Raw genomic sequence first — 14866 nt, forward strand, 5'->3', positions numbered from 1 at the left:
TCCAGCCTAACCGGCGATCATACGATCGATAGCTTTTCCGCATTCGCGGAGATAATCTGCCGGGCATGCCGCAATTTCGGTTGTCAGAGGTGGCGAGGCTGACCGGTGTCAGCGACGACACCGTGCGCAGGTGGGTCCGGGCGGGCGAGCTGACCGCAAGCGAGGACGCCGCCGGGCGCAAGGTCGTCGACGGCGAGCAGCTCGCGGCGTTCGTCAAGGCGCAGCACGAGGCCCCGCCGGATCCGTCCGGAATCGGTCGTTCGGCCCGCAACCGGTTCGTCGGCCTGGTCACCTCGGTGCTGGCCGACCGGGTCATGGCGCAGGTCGAGATGCAGTGCGGGCCGCACCGGATCGTGTCGCTGATGAGCTCGGAAGCCGTCGACGAGCTGGGACTGCGCCCCGGCGTGCTGGCCGTCGCCGTCGTCAAGGCCACCCACGTCGTGGTGGAGACCCCATGAGGAAACTGCTGCTGGTCGCGTTGCTGGCGCTGACCGCGTGCTCGGGCCAGGCGGGGCACAGCACGCTGACCGTGTTCGCGGCGGCCTCGCTGACCGAGTCGTTCACCGCGCTGGAGAAGCGCTTCGAGGCCGAGCACACCGGCGTCGACGTCGTGTTCAGCTTCGCGGGTTCCTCGCAGCTGGCGCAGCAGATCAACGAGGGTGCCCGTGCCGACGTGTTCGCCTCGGCCGACGAGGCCAACATGAACAAGGTCACCGCCCACCTCGCCGGGCTACCCGCCGTCTTCGCCACCAACCAGCTCACCATCGCGGTGGCACCGGGCAACCCCAAGGGCATCCGCGGTCTCGCCGACCTGGCCAGGCCGGGGCTGGCGGTGGTGGTGTGCGCACCGCAGGTCCCGTGTGGCGCGGCCACCCGCAAGGCCGCCGGGACCGCGTTGAAGCCGGTCAGCGAGGAGCAGGACGTCAAGGCGGTGCTGACCAAGGTGACGGCCGGCGAGGCCGACGCCGGGCTGGTCTACCGCACCGACGTGCGGTCCGCGGGCGAGAAGGTCACCGGGGTGGACTTCCCCGAGGCCGCCCAGGCGGTCAACCGGTACCCGATCGCCGCGCTGGCGGAGTCGGCGCAGGCCGAGGCGGCCCGGCAGTTCACCGAGTTCGTCCTCGGTCCCGCCGGCCGCGAGGAACTGACCAGGGTGGGCTTTGGCGCGCCATGACCCCGGCGGGATCCCCCGCCTGCTCTGGGTACCGGCGGCCTGCGCGCTGGCGCTCGTCGTGCTGCCGGTCGTCGGCCTGGTGCTGCGCACGGACCTCGCCCGCCTGCCGGAGCTGGTGGTCGCGCCCGCCGCGCTGAGCGCGCTGGAGCTGTCGCTGACGACGGCCGCGATGTCCACCGTCACCTGCGTGATCCTCGGCGTGCCACTGGCCGTCGTGCTGGCACGGGCGCGTGGCCGCGCGGTGCGGTTCCTGCGGGCGGTGGTGTTGCTGCCGCTGGTGCTGCCACCCGTCGTCGGCGGGCTCGCGCTGCTCTACCTGCTGGGCCGCAACGGCTTCCTCGGCTACGCGCTGGACGCCGCCACCGGCGTCCGGCTGCCGTTCACCACGGCGGCGGTGGTGATCGCCCAGACGTTCGTCGCCATGCCGTTCCTGGTGGTCAGCCTGGAAGGCGCGCTGCGGTCGGCAGGTACCGGGTACGAACGGGTCGCCGCCACGCTCGGCGCCCGGCCGTGGACCGTCTTTCGCAGGGTGACGTTGCCGCTGCTGCTGCCCGCGCTCGGCTCCGGCGTCGTGCTCAGCTTCGCCAGGGCACTCGGCGAGTTCGGCGCGACCATCACGTTCGCCGGCAGCCTGCAGGGCGTCACCAGGACGCTGCCGCTGGAGGTCTACGCGCAGTCCGAGTCCGATGTGGACAGCGCGGTCGCGGTGGCGCTGCTGCTGGTCGTGGTGGCGATCCTGGTGATCGCGCTGGCCAGGCCGCGTGCGCTGGAGGGCGTGCGATGACCGGCCTGACCGCGCGGTTGACCCTGTCCCGCGGGACGTTCACCCTGGACGTCGACCTCTCCGTGCCAGCGGGAACGGTGCTGGCCGTGCTCGGCCCGAACGGCGCGGGCAAGTCCACCCTGCTCGACGGCCTGGTCGGCCTGCACCGGCCGGATCGCGGCGCCGTCGTGCTCGGCGGCCGGGACGTCACCGCCGTGCCGGTCCATTCGCGGCGTATCGCGTTGCTCGCCCAGGACGCGATGCTGTTCCCGCACCTGTCGGTGCTGGACAACGTGGCCTTCGCGCCCCGCTCGGCCGGGCTGGGCCGCGCGACGGCGCGGGACCGGGCGCGGCACTGGCTGTCCGAAGTGGATGCCGGGGCGCTCGCCGACCGCGGGCCGGCTCAGCTGTCCGGCGGGCAGGCGCAGCGGGTCGCGGTGGCCAGGGCGCTGGCCGGTGAGCCCGAGCTGCTGCTGCTCGACGAGCCGCTGGCCGCGTTGGACGTCGACGCCGCACGTGCGGTGCGCGGCCTGCTGCGCAGGGTGATCCGCGCCGAGGACCGGTGCACGGTCCTGGTCACGCACGACCCGCTCGACGCACTCACCCTGGCCGATCACGTTGTCGTGCTCGACGCGGGCCGCGTTGTCGAACGGGGCCCGGTACGCGACGTGCTCGCCGCACCACGCACAGCGTTCACCGCGCGGATCGCCGGGCTGAACCTGGTGCCCGGCACGGTCACCGGCGCGGGCCTGCGTACCGGCGACGGCCAGGTGATCGCCGGGGTGGCCGCCGCCGACGCCGTCGCCGGGCAGGCCGGGGTCGCGGTGTTCCCGCCCAGCGCGGTCGCGGTGTTCCCGGCCGGTGATCCGCCGGGCGGCAGCCCGCGTAACACCGTCGCCGCCACGGTCGCCACCCTGGAACCACACGGACCGGTGATCCGGCTGCGTACCGCCGGGTCCGGCTGGGCGGCCGACCTGACCCCGGCCGCCGTCGCCGAGCTGGGCCTGGAGCCGGGGGTGCCGGTACGGCTGGCGGTCAAGGCCGCGGCTGTGACAGTTCACCCAGCGCTCGACTGACTACGATCCTGACCATGGAACCCCGGTGGAGTTACCTGACCGACATGGACGGCGTGCTCGTGCACGAGGAGCACCTGGTGCCCGGCGCCGACGAGTTCCTCGCCGAGCTGCGGGCCAACGACATCTCGTTCCTGGTACTGACCAACAACTCCATCTACACCCCGCGTGACCTGCGTGCCCGGCTGCTGCGGACCGGCCTGGACGTGCCGGAGACGTCCATCTGGACCTCGGCGATGGCCACGGCGAAGTTCCTGGCGTCGCAGCGGCCGGGCGGCTCGGCGTTCGTCATCGGCGAGGCGGGCCTGACCACGGCACTGCACGAGGCCGGTTACGTACTGACCGAGCGCGACCCGGACTACGTGGTGCTCGGCGAGACCAGGACGTACAGCTTCAGTGCCATCACCAGGGCCATCCGGCTGATCGAGGCCGGGGCGAAGTTCATCGCCACCAACCCCGACGCCACCGGCCCCAGCCTGGAGGGGTCGCTGCCGGCGACCGGGTCGGTCGCGGCGCTGATCGAGCGGGCCACCGGCCGTCAGCCGTACTACGTGGGCAAGCCGAACCCGCTGATGATGCGGTCGGCACTGCGGTCGCTCGGCGCGCATTCGGAGAAGGCGCTGATGATCGGCGACCGCATGGACACCGACATCCACTCCGGCATCGAGGCCGGACTGCAGACCATCCTCGTGCTCACCGGCATCTCGACCAGGGAATCGGCCGAGCTGTACCCGTACCGGCCCACCCGCGTGATCGATTCGGTCGCCGAGCTCATCGGCCACACGAAGGATCCCTTCCCGTCCGGGTGAGCGGCGGTGGGCTTATGGTTTGCCGATGGCACATCCCAGCTATGTGATCGGCGACATCCACGGGCATCTCGACGGGCTCGTGGCGGCGCTGCGTGACAAGGGGCTGGTCGACGCCGACGGCGACTGGGCCGGTGGTGAGGCCGTCGTGTGCTTCCTCGGCGACTTCGTCGACCGCGGCCCCGACGGCATAGGGGTCATCGACCTGGTGATGAAGCTGCAGCGGCAGGCGGCCGAGGCCGGCGGGGAGGTCCGCAGCCTGCTCGGCAACCACGAGATCCTGCTGCTGGGCATGCACCGGTTCGGTGACACGGCGGTGGTTCCGGACGACGTCGCGCCACGCAGCTTCGCCAAGAGCTGGGAGCTCAACGGCGGCCAGCCGGAGGACCTGGCCGCGCTGACCGACGAGCACATCGAATGGCTGACCACCCGCCCGCTGGTCACGTTGCTGGCCGATCACCTGCTGCTGCACTCGGACGCCCTGACCTACCTGGACTGGGGCATGCAGATCGCCGACATCAACAAGACGGCGGGCGAGATCCTGGCGGGCGACGACCTCGCCGACTGGTGGGGCGTGTGGAGCCGGATGACCGTGCGGTACGCGTTCCGCGGGCCGAACGGCCCCGGCGTCGCCGAACTGCTGCTGGCCTGTCTGGGCGGGCAGCGGATCGTCCACGGGCACACGGTGATCGCCGATCAGCTCGGGATTCACCCGACGGAGATCGAGGACCCGCTGCTGTACGCGGGCGGCAAGGTGCTCGGCGTCGACGGTGGGTTGTTCGTCGGCGGGCCGTGCCTGATCGTCGAGCTGCCGTGGGAGCCGGAAGACTGAGTCCTACTTTGGTCGGGACTTGCCGGTGCCGTACCCGGTGCCCGGCTCCGCTGAGGTGCGAATTTCCCAACTGGGCCGCAAAACTGTGAACTGGACACCCTTTCTCGGGGTGCTCCGGCGCGCCTAGCGTCCGCCTCATCCCCCCGAAGGTGAGGAGTCCGAGGTGCGCACCAAGCCCACGAAGTCGGCACGCTCCCTGCTGGCCGTGCTGTCCCTGATGGTGACCATGTTCGCCGCGCTGGTGGCACCGGCTGCCGCCGCCGCGCCGGCGCCGGAGATGGTCCGAACGCTGTACTACAACTCCAGTGGCGCCGCGGAGTTCCAGGCCGCGGTCGACGCCGGTGCGGCGGTGTGGAACCGCCACGTGAAGAACGTGAAGCTGGTGAAGGGTTCGCCCGCCACCATCCGCGTGCTGGCCGACAACGGCTGGCCGCGCGCGCAGGTGGTCCGGCTGGGCCAGGGCACGTGGTGGATGGGCAGGCAGGCCGTGCGTGACGGCCACGACGTCACCCGCATCTCCGCGCACGAGTTCGGTCACCTGCTCGGGCTTCCGGACCGGCGTACCGGCAAGTGCGAGGACCTGATGTCCGGCGCCAGCGCGGGAACGTCCTGCAAGAACCCCAACCCGAACCCGGCCGAGATCGCCGAGGTGGAGCGCAACTTCGCCGGCTCGATGTCGATCGACGCGGACCGGTTCGCGGGCACGTTCGTCGGCTGAGGTAACGGTCCAGGCACGTGACGGCCACCTTCATCACGTCTCGCGTGATGAAGGTGGCCTTCCCGTACGTGGCTGGCTAGCGTTCGCCGGGTGTCGATACGCCGCCTGCTGGTCACGTTGGTCGTCCTGCTCCTCGCCGGAACCGGCAGCGCCACCGCCGCCGGGCGTCCGGACACTCTCCCGCCCCGCACGATGGTCACGGTTCAGCCGTCGGGACCGGACGGCCAGGAGGGCTGGTACGTCACCGCGCCGGTCACCGTCACCCTGACCGCCGTCGATCCCGGCCACAACGCCAGCGGTCTCGCCGGCACGAAGTACCGGATCGACCGCGGGCCCTGGGTCTCGTATTCCAGACCCTTCACCGTCGCCGGGGATCGTGCGCACTCGGTGGATTTCAACTCCACCGACAACGCCGGCAACACCGAACAGGCCCGCACGCTGCGGGTGAACATCGACGCCTCGCCACCCGAGGTGAACGCCCGGTTCGACGGCGGCTGGCACGGCGGTCCCGTGCGGGTTCCGCTGGTGGCGGCGGACCGGGTGTCCGGCGTGCGTGCCGTTGAGTACAAAGTGGACAGTCTGGGATGGCAGACGTACTACGGCCCGGTACTCGTCGAGGGCGACGGCAGGCACACCGTCCGGTACCGGGCGGTCGACCGGGCGGGCAACGTCTCACCGAACGGGCCGCCACGGTCCTGATCGATGGCACCGCGCCGACGCTCGCCGTGGACGGCGTCGCCGATGGCGTGGTCTACGGCGACGCGGCCGACCTGGTGGTGAGCTGGCAGGCCGCGGATGCCACCTCGGGTGTCGGCACGGTCGCCGCCACGCTCGACGGCGCCGAGATCACCAGCGGCACCTACCTGCCGTTGTACCGGTTGCCGCTGGGCTTCCACCGGCTCTCGGTGGCGGCGACCGACCTCGCGGGCAACCGGACCGAACAGACGCTGGAGTTCGCCACCCACACCTCCACGCGGGAGATCTCACTGCTGCTGCAACGGTTCCGGGCCACGAGCAGGCTGAGCCTGCCCGCGTACACCCGGCTGACCGAGCAACTCGCGGTCGTGCGGCTGGCCGAAGCGGACGGCGACGACGAGCGGGCGCTCGCGGAGTGTCTGGTATTCCAGACGCTGGCCGCCGACGCCGTTCTGGTGCCCGATGCCGACGTCCGGTCGGTACTGGTCCGCGATGCCGGTGTGGTGGCCGGTCGGATCGAAGGCCGTTAGCCGGGGTTGGACCTAGACTGACCAGCGACCGTCAACGCAGCCGGGAGGATCCATGCAACTGCCCAGCTACGCGTCTGGGATCTCAGACGTTCCGCTGCTCGGCGACACGATCGGCGACAACCTGGACCGGACGGTCGCGGCACACGGTGACCGCGACGCTCTCGTCGACAGGAGCGCGGGCAGGCGATGGACCTACCGCGAGCTGGCCGCCGACGTCGACGCGCTCGCGCTGGGCCTGCTCGACCTCGGCATCACCAAGGGTGACCGGGTCGGCATCTGGTCGCCCAACCGTGCCGAGTGGACGCTGACCCAGTACGCGACGGCGAAGATCGGCGCGATCCTGGTCAACATCAACCCGGCGTACCGCTCGCACGAGCTGCGGTTCGTGCTCAACCAGTCCGGCGTGCGGCTGCTGATCGCCGCGGCGTCGTTCAAGACCTCGGACTACGCGGCGATGATCGACGAGGTGCGGCCGGAGTGCGCTGGGCTCGAGCACGTCGTGCTGCTCGGCGGCGATGCGTGGACCTCGTTGCTGGACAAGGGAAAGCAAGCCGACCGGGCGTCGCTGGAGCGGGCGCGGGCCGAGCTGTCGGCGGACGACCCGATCAACATCCAGTACACCTCGGGCACCACCGGCTTTCCCAAGGGTGCCACCCTGAGCCACCACAACATCCTCAACAACGGCTTCTTCGTCGGTGAGCTGTGCGGGTACACCGAGGCCGACCGGATCTGCATACCGGTGCCGTTCTACCACTGCTTCGGCATGGTGATGGGAAATCTGGCGGCCACCAGTCACGGGGCGTGCATGGTGATCCCGGCGCCGGCGTTCGACCCGAAGGCGACGCTGGACGCGGTGCAGGCCGAGCGTTGCACGTCGCTCTACGGCGTGCCGACGATGTTCATCGCCGAACTCGCCGAGGAGGGCTTCGACTCCTACGACCTCGGCAGCCTGCGCACCGGCATCATGGCCGGGTCGCCGTGCCCGGTCGAGGTGATGAAGCAGGTGATCGAGCGGATGGGAATGGCCGAGGTCGCCATCTGCTACGGCATGACCGAGACGTCGCCGGTGTCCACCCAGACGCGGGCGGACGACTCGGTGGAGCGCAGGGTGTCGACGGTCGGGCGGGTCGGTCCGCACCTGGAGGTGAAGGTCGTCGACCCGGAGACCGGGCTGACCGTGCCGCGCGGGACGCCGGGGGAGCTGTGCACCCGCGGGTACTCGGTGATGCTGGGCTACTGGGAGCAGCCGGACAAGACGGCCGAGGCCATCGACGCGGCGCGGTGGATGCACACCGGCGACCTGGCGATCATGGACGACGACGGCTACCTCAACATCACCGGCCGCATCAAGGACATGGTGATCCGCGGTGGGGAGAACCTGTACCCGAGGGAGATCGAGGAGTTCCTGTACACCCACCCGGACATCCTCGACGCGCAGGTGATCGGCGTGCCGGACACGCGTTACGGCGAGGAGCTGATGGCCTGGGTGCGGATGCGCGAGGGCGCCGAGCCGCTGACCGCGGAGAGCCTGCGCGAGTTCTGCACCGGCAAGCTCGCGCACCAGAAGATCCCGCGCTACGTCCACGTGGTCGACGACTTCCCGATGACGGTCACCGGGAAGGTCCGCAAGGTCGAGATGCGCGAGGCCGCCATCACCCTGCTCGGCCTGGAGGACGCCGCGAAGGCCCGCCACGCCTGACCACCCCTCACCAACGGCCCATTCACCGACAAAACCAATCGGTCATTTCGGGCATTTTCGGGGAGCAAGGGAGCTTTGCGCCGGAGCGGCGCCGGTGGTATCTGCCAGGGCTCCGGCAAAGTCGGGAGTCGTGGTGGCGCGGGAGCGTGGAGTTCGCGTGCCGGAGCGTGGAACTCGCGTGCACGACGGTGGGACTCGCGGCGGGCGACCGGCACCACGGCCACCACAACGGCACCGCCGATCACCACGAACGAGACCCCGCACCCGCAACCAACGGCACCATCCTTGCGAATCTCGCAACCAAGGTGCCCCTCGCAGCAGCGCCGCAGTCGGCAGAAGGCGGTGCGGGCGGCCGGGCGGCACTACGTCGTGGTGGCCTCCGCGAGTGCCTTCGCGTCCTCCTCGCCGAAGGTGTCCTCCAGGGTTTCCGGCGAGTAGTCCAGGTCGATCTGCTCCACCGGCGTGCCGCGGGCGGACTCGATGGCGCCCAGCCTGCGTTGCGCCCGGTCGGCGGCGTACTCGATGAACTCCTGCGGGTCGTTCTCGAACGGCCGCGGCTCCTCGAACTGGTTGTTGACCCACTCGATCATGCCCAGCGCCTGCGGCAGCAGTTCGCCCATGCGCTGCTGCACCGCGTCCCACATCGAGTCGTCGGCCGCGACGTGCCTGCGGCAGGTGAACGTTCCCCACGCCATGTGCCTGCGCTCGTCGTCGCCGATCCGGCGGACCAGTTCCTGCATGCCGGGCAGGATGTTGCGTTCCGTGCAGATCCGCTGCCAGGCGTAGTACCCGGTCAGGGCGAGACTTCCCTCGATCACGTGGTTGTAGGTGACGCTGGCACGTACCTGGTTGAGCGGGCTCGGGTCCTCGGCGAGCACGCCGAGGGAGTCGGGAAGCTCCTCGTAGAACAGCTTGCGGTAGTAGGGATTGTCGGCGACGTAGGGGTGCAGGTCCTCGGTCAGGCCGACGGCGTCCATCCAGCGGCGGAACACCTCGGTGTGCTTGGCCTCCTCGAAACAGAACTGGGACAGGTACATCTCGTCGCCGAACCGGCCGGTCGCCGACATGGCCTTCATGAACGGCTGGATGTCCTCGGTCACGGCCTCCTCGCCCGCGATGAACTGGGCACACAGGTAGGTCGCCGAGCGCCGTTCCTCGTCGTCGAGGTCGCGCCAGTCGGCGGCGTCCTGGCTGAAGTCGATGTCCGCCGGGTTCCAGAACTTCGCGTTGCCCTTGACGAACAGCCGCAGCGGGAACGAGTCCCAGTTCAACCCGCCTCGGCGCAGCGAGGAGAAACCGGTACGGCGCGGTGCGAGGGTTTCCGTCATGATCACTCCGAATCGGACAGTGAGTACTTGGCGAGGGCGGGTTCGATCACGCGGCAGACCGCGTCGGCGGCCTCGGCCGCCGAGTGGGTTCGCAGCATGAGGTGACTCAGCGACAGCCGGACGACCGTCTCGGCCAGTAGTTCTGCCTCCCGCTGCGGCAGTCGCGGGCGGCGCTCGCGGTAGTGGGTCACCGCCAGCTCGGTCGCGGCGGCCAGGATCGGCTCGCCGCGGGTGGTCAGCAGCGGCAGCAGGTCCTCGCCCGCCTCCGTGCCGAGGGCCGCGGCGACCAGCCGGTTCTCCCTGGCGTGCTCGATGGTGTAGGCGACCGAGGCCCGGATGGCGTCCAGGAGTTCCGGCGCCTCGGTGAACCGCTGGTGGATGCCGTCGAGGAACTCGCCGGCCGTGTGCAGTGCGACCGCCTGGACCAGCGCGGTCTTGTTGCCGAACTCGTTGTAGACCGTCTGCCTGCTCACGCCGACCCTGGCGGCGACGTCGGTCATGCGCAGCGCTGCCACCCCGCCGTCGGCGAGCAGGTCGGCGGCGGCGGTCAGCAGTTCCTCACGCAGCGAGGCCTTCGCCCGCCGCGTGAATCGGGTGATGTGCGACACAATCTCAGGTTGACACGATCGCCCAAAATGTCAAGAGGCTGTACATCCCACGATGAGATGTACAGCGGATACGGTGCGGGTATGGGCATCACCGTCGGCTTCGACCTCGACATGACCTTGATCGACCCCCGGCCCGGCATGGTCGCGGCGATGGACGCGCTCGCGGCCGAGACCGGGTTCTCCCTCGACGGCGAGCACTTCGCGGCCAACCTCGGCCCGCCGCTGGACCACGTGTTCCGGGACTTCGGCGTGCCGGAGGACCGCATCGGCGGCATGGTCGACCGCTTCCGCGAGACCTACCCGCGGATCGTCATCCCGAAGACGGTCGCGCTGCCCGGCGCGAACGAGGCACTGGCCGCCGTGCGGTCGGCCGGTGGACGGGTGGTCGTGGTGACCGGCAAGTACGGGCCGAACGCGAAGCTCCACCTGGAGGCACTCGGCATGGAGGCCGACGTCGTGATCGGCGAGCTGTGGTCGGCAGGCAAGGCGCAGGCGCTGGTCGAGCACGGCGCGAGGGTGTACGTCGGCGACCACACCGGTGACGTCGTCGGCGCGCTGGCGGCCGACGCGGTGCCGGTGGGCGTGGTGACCGGCCCGTGCTCGCGGGCCGTACTGGAGGAGGCGGGCGCCCGCGTCGTGCTGGACAGCCTGCTGGAGTTCCCTGGCTGGCTGGCCGGATTCAGTCCCGCCGCCGGTGCTCCCGAACCAGCGCGATGAGGCCGAGGCCGAGGCCGAGCGGCGTGATGACGCCCGCGGCGGCGCTCAGCCAGACCGGCAGGTCCTTCCAGCCCAGCGCGAACAGGACGAACACCGTCAGCACGGCGAGCATGCCGACGGCGAACAGGCCGATGCCCAGCCGCATCAGGAAAGACTTGCGAGGTGCGGCCGGCCGAGCAGCAGTCTCCATGAAGCTCAGGGTAACGCCGGGTGTGGGCGGTTGGCGCAGTATGTGCTTCGCCTCTCGACGTCTGCCGGGATAGGCTTGTGGCACGCGCGTCCTGGGTACGCCCCGGGGCGCGTTCGTCGTGTGAGACGTTGAGTGAGCAAAGGAACGGTGAGGGTAGTGCCGACCGGCAAGGTCAAGTGGTACGACGCGGAGAAGGGCTTCGGGTTCGTCACCCAGGACGGTGGCGAGGACGTCTACATCCGCAAGTCCGCGCTGCCGCAGGGTGTCGAGGCGCTCAAGGCCGGCCAGCGGCTGGAGTTCGGCGTCGCCGACGGCCGTCGCGGGCCGCAGGCACTCTCCGTCCGCCTGCTCGAAGCACCCCCTTCGGTCGCCGAGGCGCGCCGCCGCCCGGCCGAGGAGTTGCACGGCCTGGTCGAAGACATGATCAAGCTGCTGGAGATGAAGGTCCAGCCGGATCTGCGCCGTGGCCGCTACCCGGACCGCCGCAACACCAAGCGCATCGCAGAGGTCATGCGCGCCGTGGCTCGCGACCTGGATCCCTAAGCGGGCTCGATCTGCAGCGTCCAGCGGGCCCGGACGTCGACCACGATGTTGCCGTCCGGGTCGACGGTGCCGGTGAGCTGCTGGATCTCCACGACCATGATCTGGTCGGCCGGACCGGCCGAGGCCGTGATGGCGTGCCTGCTGTTCTGCGGGTAGAACTGCGGCTCGATCGGCAGCGGCCGGCCTGCCGGGTCGACGGCCTGGATGTGCGCCACCCACGGGGTCTCGACGATCTCCGACGGCAGCGACACCTGCACCGGCTTGCCCGGGCGCACCTTCAGCCGCGCCGCGGCGTTCTCGTCGACGCGGCAGTCCTGCATCTGCGCGCCGCAGAACTGGAACGGCCCGGTCACGGCCGTCTCGCCGTCGGCGAAGAACGTCACCTCGGGCGGGCCGACGGGACCACCGCAGCCTGCCAGCGTGACCACGCCGGCGGCCGCGAGGAGCAGACCGGGGAACTTTCGCCGCATGGCGCCAGACTACGAGCCCCGCTGGGGCCGCGACGGCACCGGTCCCCGTGGGGCGGTGTCGATCGGGTCGGGCCGCAGCGGCCGGTCGCCACCGCCGAGGCCGGGGATCAGCGACGTTCCCCGGTGCACCATCATCGTCTGCGCCAGCCCGGCGGCCAGCAGCAGCGACACCACCAGGAACCCGATCCAGTACGTCGGCGGCAGCAGCAGGCCGACCGCGCCGCCGAAGCACCACGCCAGCTGAAGCACGGTCTCCGACCGCCCGAACGCCGACGCCCGCGACTCCTCAGGCAGGTCGGCCTGGATCACCGCGTCCAGGCTGATCTTCGCCAGCGCACTGCAACAGGACCCGACGAGCCCGACGATCGCGGCCGTCGCCAGCCCGGACAGCACGGCGGCCAGCACGGTTGACAGCAGCGTGGCGCCGACGCAGCCGAGCACCACCTGGTCGGGCTTGCCGAACGTCATCCGCGAACCCAGCGCGTTGCCGATGAAGCCACCCGCCCCGGCCGCGGCACCGATGATGCCGAGCAGCAGCAGCTGGAAGAACGGGCTCTGCCCGCTGCCCTCCATCTGCGCCTTCACGGCGAACGCCGCGAACATCATCAGGAACCCGGTGACCACGCGGATCGATCCGTTCGCCCACAGCGACACGACGATCTGCCTGCCCATCGGCTGGCGCTTCTTCTTCTGCGGGTGCTTGCCCAGTGACGCCGGGACCTCGCCCTCGGTGACCTCGACCCAGGACGGGATCCGCATGGCCTGGACGGCTCCGGCGACACAGATCACCGCGGTGAACCACAGGGCCGTCGACGAGTTGAACAGGCCGTTGAACCCGGCCGCGATCGCGCCGAACGCACCCCCGGCGACCAGGCCGAACACGGTCAGCCGCGCGTTGGTCTTGGACAGCGTGATCTCCGGCGGCAGCACGCGTGGTGTCACCGACGACTTGAGCACCATGAACGATTTCGACAGCACCATCTTCCCGAGTGCCGCCGGGTAGAGGCCCCAGTCGTCGAAGTGCAGCGCCATGATCACGCACATCAGCGCCTGCCCGGCCGATGCCACGCACATCGCCAGCCTGCGGCCCCGCTGGATCTTGTCCAGTGCCGGCCCGATCACCGGCGCCACGAGCGCGAACGGCGCGATCGTGATCAGCAGGTAGAGCGCGACCTTGCCCTTGGACTCACCGCTGCTCGCGGCGAAGAACAGGGTGTTGGCCAGCGCGACGGCCATGGCCGCGTCGCTGGCGTAGTTCAGCATCGTCGCGTAGGTCAGCGACGTCAGCCCGGACTTGTCCGCGCCGTCGGCCTTGGTCGCCCGCTGGAACGCGTCGACGGCCTGGCCGGTCAGCTGCCTGCTGCGCAGTGCCGCGACACGCGTGACCGTGAGCTTCTTGGGCAGCCTCGGCAGGCTGCCCGCCGCGGCCTCGGACCGGTTGCCGTGCTGCTCGGTCGGCGGCTCCGGGCGCGGCGGTGGCGGCGGCGCGGGCTCCTCGACCGGATGCCGCGGCTGGCCGGGCGCGTACCCGCCGGTGTCGTACCGCTCGTACTCGCCGGACGGCTCGCGCCGCTCCCGGCGTACCGGCTGGGTGAGGAAGTGGTCCGGGTTGGGCGCGTAGTCGTCAGGCCGCGGCGGCGGGGGAGGCGGCGGCGAGTACCGGCGCGGCGGCTGCTCGGAGGGCATGACCCTGGTCGCCGGCCGCGGCCTCGCCGGCGGCGGTGAGGTGGGCGGTACGGGCTGGTGGCCGGTGCCGGGCTCGGGCGTCCACTTGCGCTTGCTCCTGCGCCCGGCGCGCCCCCTGCCCGCGCGGCCGAAACCGGCCCCGCCGGAATCGGACTGCCTGCCGAACCGTGCCACCTGTGTTCCCGCGCCTTTCCTGCTACTCCCCGGTCCCCGTCCCCCAATCCTGCCGTATCGAGGGTGTTTCCCGCTCGATCAAGGCTGAACCGGTACCAGTTTCACCCGGAACATCTTCGGCCAGAGCTTGCCCGTGACCAGGAACTGGTCGGTCCCGGGCACCGCCGCTATGCCGTTGAGCACGTCGGCCTCGGCCTTCTCCTGGGCGGTGAGCAGGCCGGACGCGTCGATCTCGGCGGTGAGCTGCCCGTTCGCGTCCAGGCGCAGGATGCGGTCGGTCTGCCAGACGTTGGCGTAGACGTCGTCGCCGACGCACTCCAGCTCGTTCAGCTTGTCCAGCGGTGCGGTCACCGCGCCGACCTCGGCGAACGTCACCGGGTCGCGGAACGTCAGCCGGTCCGTCCCGTCGCTCATCACCAGCCGCCCGCGTCCGGGCTGGTGGCACAGGCCCCAGCCCTCGCCGGGGTAGGGCACGCGCCGCTTCTCGGCCAGCGTGGCCGCGTCGCGTTCGATGGCGAACCCGTCCTGCCAGGTCAGCTGCCACACGCTGGGCCCGACCAGCGTGATGCCCTCGCCGAACAGCGGCGCGGGCAGCGTCACCGCCCGCTGCGGCGGCCCGGCGACCGGCCCGGCGCGCAGCTGGGACCGTCCGGGCAGGCCGGTGCCCTCGTAGAGGGTGTCGCCAGCCAGTTCGAGGCCCTGGGTGAACGCCGCCGGATCGTGCGGAAGGACCTCCAGTACCTGCAGCTTCAGCTGTTCCGGCCCGCTCGGCTCGCCCTCGTCGGCGGCGCAGCTGGTCAGTGTCGCCGCGAGCAGCATGGCCAACAGCAGTGGAGTGCGCACCGGGCCAGCTTCCCAC

The 14866-nt window shown here is 70.8% G+C and carries 18 protein-coding genes; 12 read left to right on the top strand and 6 right to left on the bottom strand.

The window, feature by feature from the left end:
- Positions 1 to 65: 65 nt before the first annotated feature.
- The 10 genes from EWH70_RS22975 (at position 66) to EWH70_RS23020 (ending at position 8291) form a co-directional block, all read left to right on the top strand.
- Positions 66 to 458, top strand: coding sequence for a TOBE domain-containing protein (locus EWH70_RS22975; RefSeq protein ID WP_130477545.1), 393 nt, complete (start codon positions 66 to 68; stop codon positions 456 to 458).
- Positions 455 to 1174 carry a molybdate ABC transporter substrate-binding protein gene (gene modA / locus EWH70_RS22980; protein ID WP_130477546.1) on the top strand — a complete coding sequence of 240 codons (720 nt, stop codon included), beginning with the start codon at positions 455 to 457 and terminating at the stop codon, positions 1172 to 1174. The genes EWH70_RS22975 and modA overlap by 4 nt, the downstream gene beginning before the upstream one ends.
- A 10-nt stretch (positions 1175 to 1184) precedes the next feature.
- On the top strand, positions 1185 to 1958 hold the full coding sequence (locus EWH70_RS22985) for an ABC transporter permease (protein ID WP_130477618.1): 774 nt from the start codon (positions 1185 to 1187) through the stop codon (positions 1956 to 1958).
- Positions 1955 to 3013, top strand: coding sequence for a sulfate/molybdate ABC transporter ATP-binding protein (locus EWH70_RS22990; RefSeq protein WP_130477547.1), 1059 nt, complete (start codon positions 1955 to 1957; stop codon positions 3011 to 3013). Before EWH70_RS22985 ends, EWH70_RS22990 begins: the two co-directional genes overlap by 4 nt.
- A 14-nt stretch (positions 3014 to 3027) precedes the next feature.
- Positions 3028 to 3819 (top strand): HAD-IIA family hydrolase, encoded by a 792-nt coding sequence (locus EWH70_RS22995; RefSeq protein WP_130477548.1) that lies wholly within the window; start codon positions 3028 to 3030, stop codon positions 3817 to 3819.
- 25 nt (positions 3820 to 3844) lie between these two features.
- Entirely contained in the window at positions 3845 to 4648 is an 804-nt protein-coding gene (locus EWH70_RS23000) for a metallophosphoesterase (RefSeq protein WP_130477549.1), read from the top strand.
- A 163-nt stretch (positions 4649 to 4811) separates the two neighbouring features.
- On the top strand, positions 4812 to 5366 hold the full coding sequence (locus tag EWH70_RS23005) for a snapalysin family zinc-dependent metalloprotease (RefSeq protein WP_240687150.1): 555 nt from the start codon (positions 4812 to 4814) through the stop codon (positions 5364 to 5366).
- A 90-nt stretch (positions 5367 to 5456) separates the two neighbouring features.
- Entirely contained in the window at positions 5457 to 6065 is a 609-nt protein-coding gene (locus tag EWH70_RS23010) for an OmpL47-type beta-barrel domain-containing protein (protein ID WP_130477550.1), read from the top strand.
- Positions 6066 to 6091: 26 nt separating this feature from the next.
- Positions 6092 to 6592, top strand: a complete 501-nt coding sequence (locus tag EWH70_RS23015) for a hypothetical protein (RefSeq protein WP_130477551.1) — start codon at positions 6092 to 6094, stop codon at positions 6590 to 6592.
- 52 nt (positions 6593 to 6644) lie between these two features.
- Positions 6645 to 8291: an AMP-binding protein gene (locus EWH70_RS23020; protein ID WP_130477552.1), complete on the top strand. Its 1647-nt coding sequence runs from the start codon at positions 6645 to 6647 to the stop codon at positions 8289 to 8291.
- A 362-nt stretch (positions 8292 to 8653) separates the two neighbouring features.
- Here the strand turns inward: EWH70_RS23020 and EWH70_RS23025 are convergent, their stop codons facing one another.
- Both EWH70_RS23025 and EWH70_RS23030 read right to left on the bottom strand, forming a co-directional pair.
- Positions 8654 to 9619 (bottom strand): R2-like ligand-binding oxidase, encoded by a 966-nt coding sequence (locus EWH70_RS23025; protein WP_130477553.1) that lies wholly within the window; start codon positions 9617 to 9619, stop codon positions 8654 to 8656.
- Positions 9620 to 9621: 2 nt separating this feature from the next.
- Entirely contained in the window at positions 9622 to 10218 is a 597-nt protein-coding gene (locus EWH70_RS23030) for a TetR/AcrR family transcriptional regulator (protein ID WP_130477620.1), read from the bottom strand.
- A gap of 90 nt (positions 10219 to 10308) precedes the next feature.
- On the opposite strand from EWH70_RS23030, the gene EWH70_RS23035 reads away from it, so the two are divergent.
- Positions 10309 to 10944, top strand: coding sequence for an HAD family hydrolase (locus EWH70_RS23035; RefSeq protein WP_130477554.1), 636 nt, complete (start codon positions 10309 to 10311; stop codon positions 10942 to 10944).
- Here EWH70_RS23035 and EWH70_RS23040 read toward each other — a convergent pair.
- The gene (locus EWH70_RS23040) at positions 10907 to 11134 is read right to left on the bottom strand and encodes a hypothetical protein (protein ID WP_130477555.1); all 228 of its coding nucleotides are present in this window, start codon (positions 11132 to 11134) and stop codon (positions 10907 to 10909) included. The genes EWH70_RS23035 and EWH70_RS23040 overlap by 38 nt on opposite strands.
- Before the next feature lie 156 nt (positions 11135 to 11290).
- Between EWH70_RS23040 and EWH70_RS23045 the strand changes: the two genes are divergently transcribed.
- Positions 11291 to 11677, top strand: a complete 387-nt coding sequence (locus EWH70_RS23045) for a cold-shock protein (protein WP_130477556.1) — start codon at positions 11291 to 11293, stop codon at positions 11675 to 11677.
- Here EWH70_RS23045 and EWH70_RS23050 read toward each other — a convergent pair.
- From EWH70_RS23050 to EWH70_RS23060, 3 genes are all read right to left on the bottom strand, one after another.
- Positions 11674 to 12147, bottom strand: a complete 474-nt coding sequence (locus EWH70_RS23050; RefSeq protein ID WP_130477557.1) for a DUF2771 family protein — start codon at positions 12145 to 12147, stop codon at positions 11674 to 11676. The genes EWH70_RS23045 and EWH70_RS23050 overlap by 4 nt on opposite strands.
- Before the next feature lie 9 nt (positions 12148 to 12156).
- Complete coding sequence (locus EWH70_RS23055; protein WP_130477558.1) at positions 12157 to 14007, bottom strand: MFS transporter; 1851 nt, start codon at positions 14005 to 14007, stop codon at positions 12157 to 12159.
- A 78-nt stretch (positions 14008 to 14085) separates the two neighbouring features.
- Positions 14086 to 14850 (bottom strand): glutaminyl-peptide cyclotransferase, encoded by a 765-nt coding sequence (locus tag EWH70_RS23060; RefSeq protein ID WP_130477559.1) that lies wholly within the window; start codon positions 14848 to 14850, stop codon positions 14086 to 14088.
- Between the last annotated feature and the right edge of the window lie 16 nt (positions 14851 to 14866).

The organism is Amycolatopsis suaedae (assembly GCF_004214935.1).
Classification (GTDB): domain Bacteria; phylum Actinomycetota; class Actinomycetes; order Mycobacteriales; family Pseudonocardiaceae; genus Amycolatopsis; species Amycolatopsis suaedae.

What these genes read in the sequence shown, in the direction of transcription:
- EWH70_RS22975 (WP_130477545.1), top strand. Translation starts at nt 66, where the DNA reads ATGCCGCAATTTCGGTTGTCAGAGGTGGCGAGGCTGACCGGTGTCAGC.
- modA (WP_130477546.1), top strand. Translation starts at nt 455, where the DNA reads ATGAGGAAACTGCTGCTGGTCGCGTTGCTGGCGCTGACCGCGTGCTCG.
- EWH70_RS22990 (WP_130477547.1), top strand. Translation starts at nt 1,955, where the DNA reads ATGACCGGCCTGACCGCGCGGTTGACCCTGTCCCGCGGGACGTTCACC.
- EWH70_RS22995 (WP_130477548.1), top strand. Translation starts at nt 3,028, where the DNA reads ATGGAACCCCGGTGGAGTTACCTGACCGACATGGACGGCGTGCTCGTG.
- EWH70_RS23000 (WP_130477549.1), top strand. Translation starts at nt 3,845, where the DNA reads ATGGCACATCCCAGCTATGTGATCGGCGACATCCACGGGCATCTCGAC.
- EWH70_RS23020 (WP_130477552.1), top strand. Translation starts at nt 6,645, where the DNA reads ATGCAACTGCCCAGCTACGCGTCTGGGATCTCAGACGTTCCGCTGCTC.
- EWH70_RS23025 (WP_130477553.1), bottom strand. Translation starts at nt 9,619, where the DNA reads ATGACGGAAACCCTCGCACCGCGCCGTACCGGTTTCTCCTCGCTGCGC.
- EWH70_RS23035 (WP_130477554.1), top strand. Translation starts at nt 10,309, where the DNA reads ATGGGCATCACCGTCGGCTTCGACCTCGACATGACCTTGATCGACCCC.
- EWH70_RS23040 (WP_130477555.1), bottom strand. Translation starts at nt 11,134, where the DNA reads ATGGAGACTGCTGCTCGGCCGGCCGCACCTCGCAAGTCTTTCCTGATG.
- EWH70_RS23050 (WP_130477557.1), bottom strand. Translation starts at nt 12,147, where the DNA reads ATGCGGCGAAAGTTCCCCGGTCTGCTCCTCGCGGCCGCCGGCGTGGTC.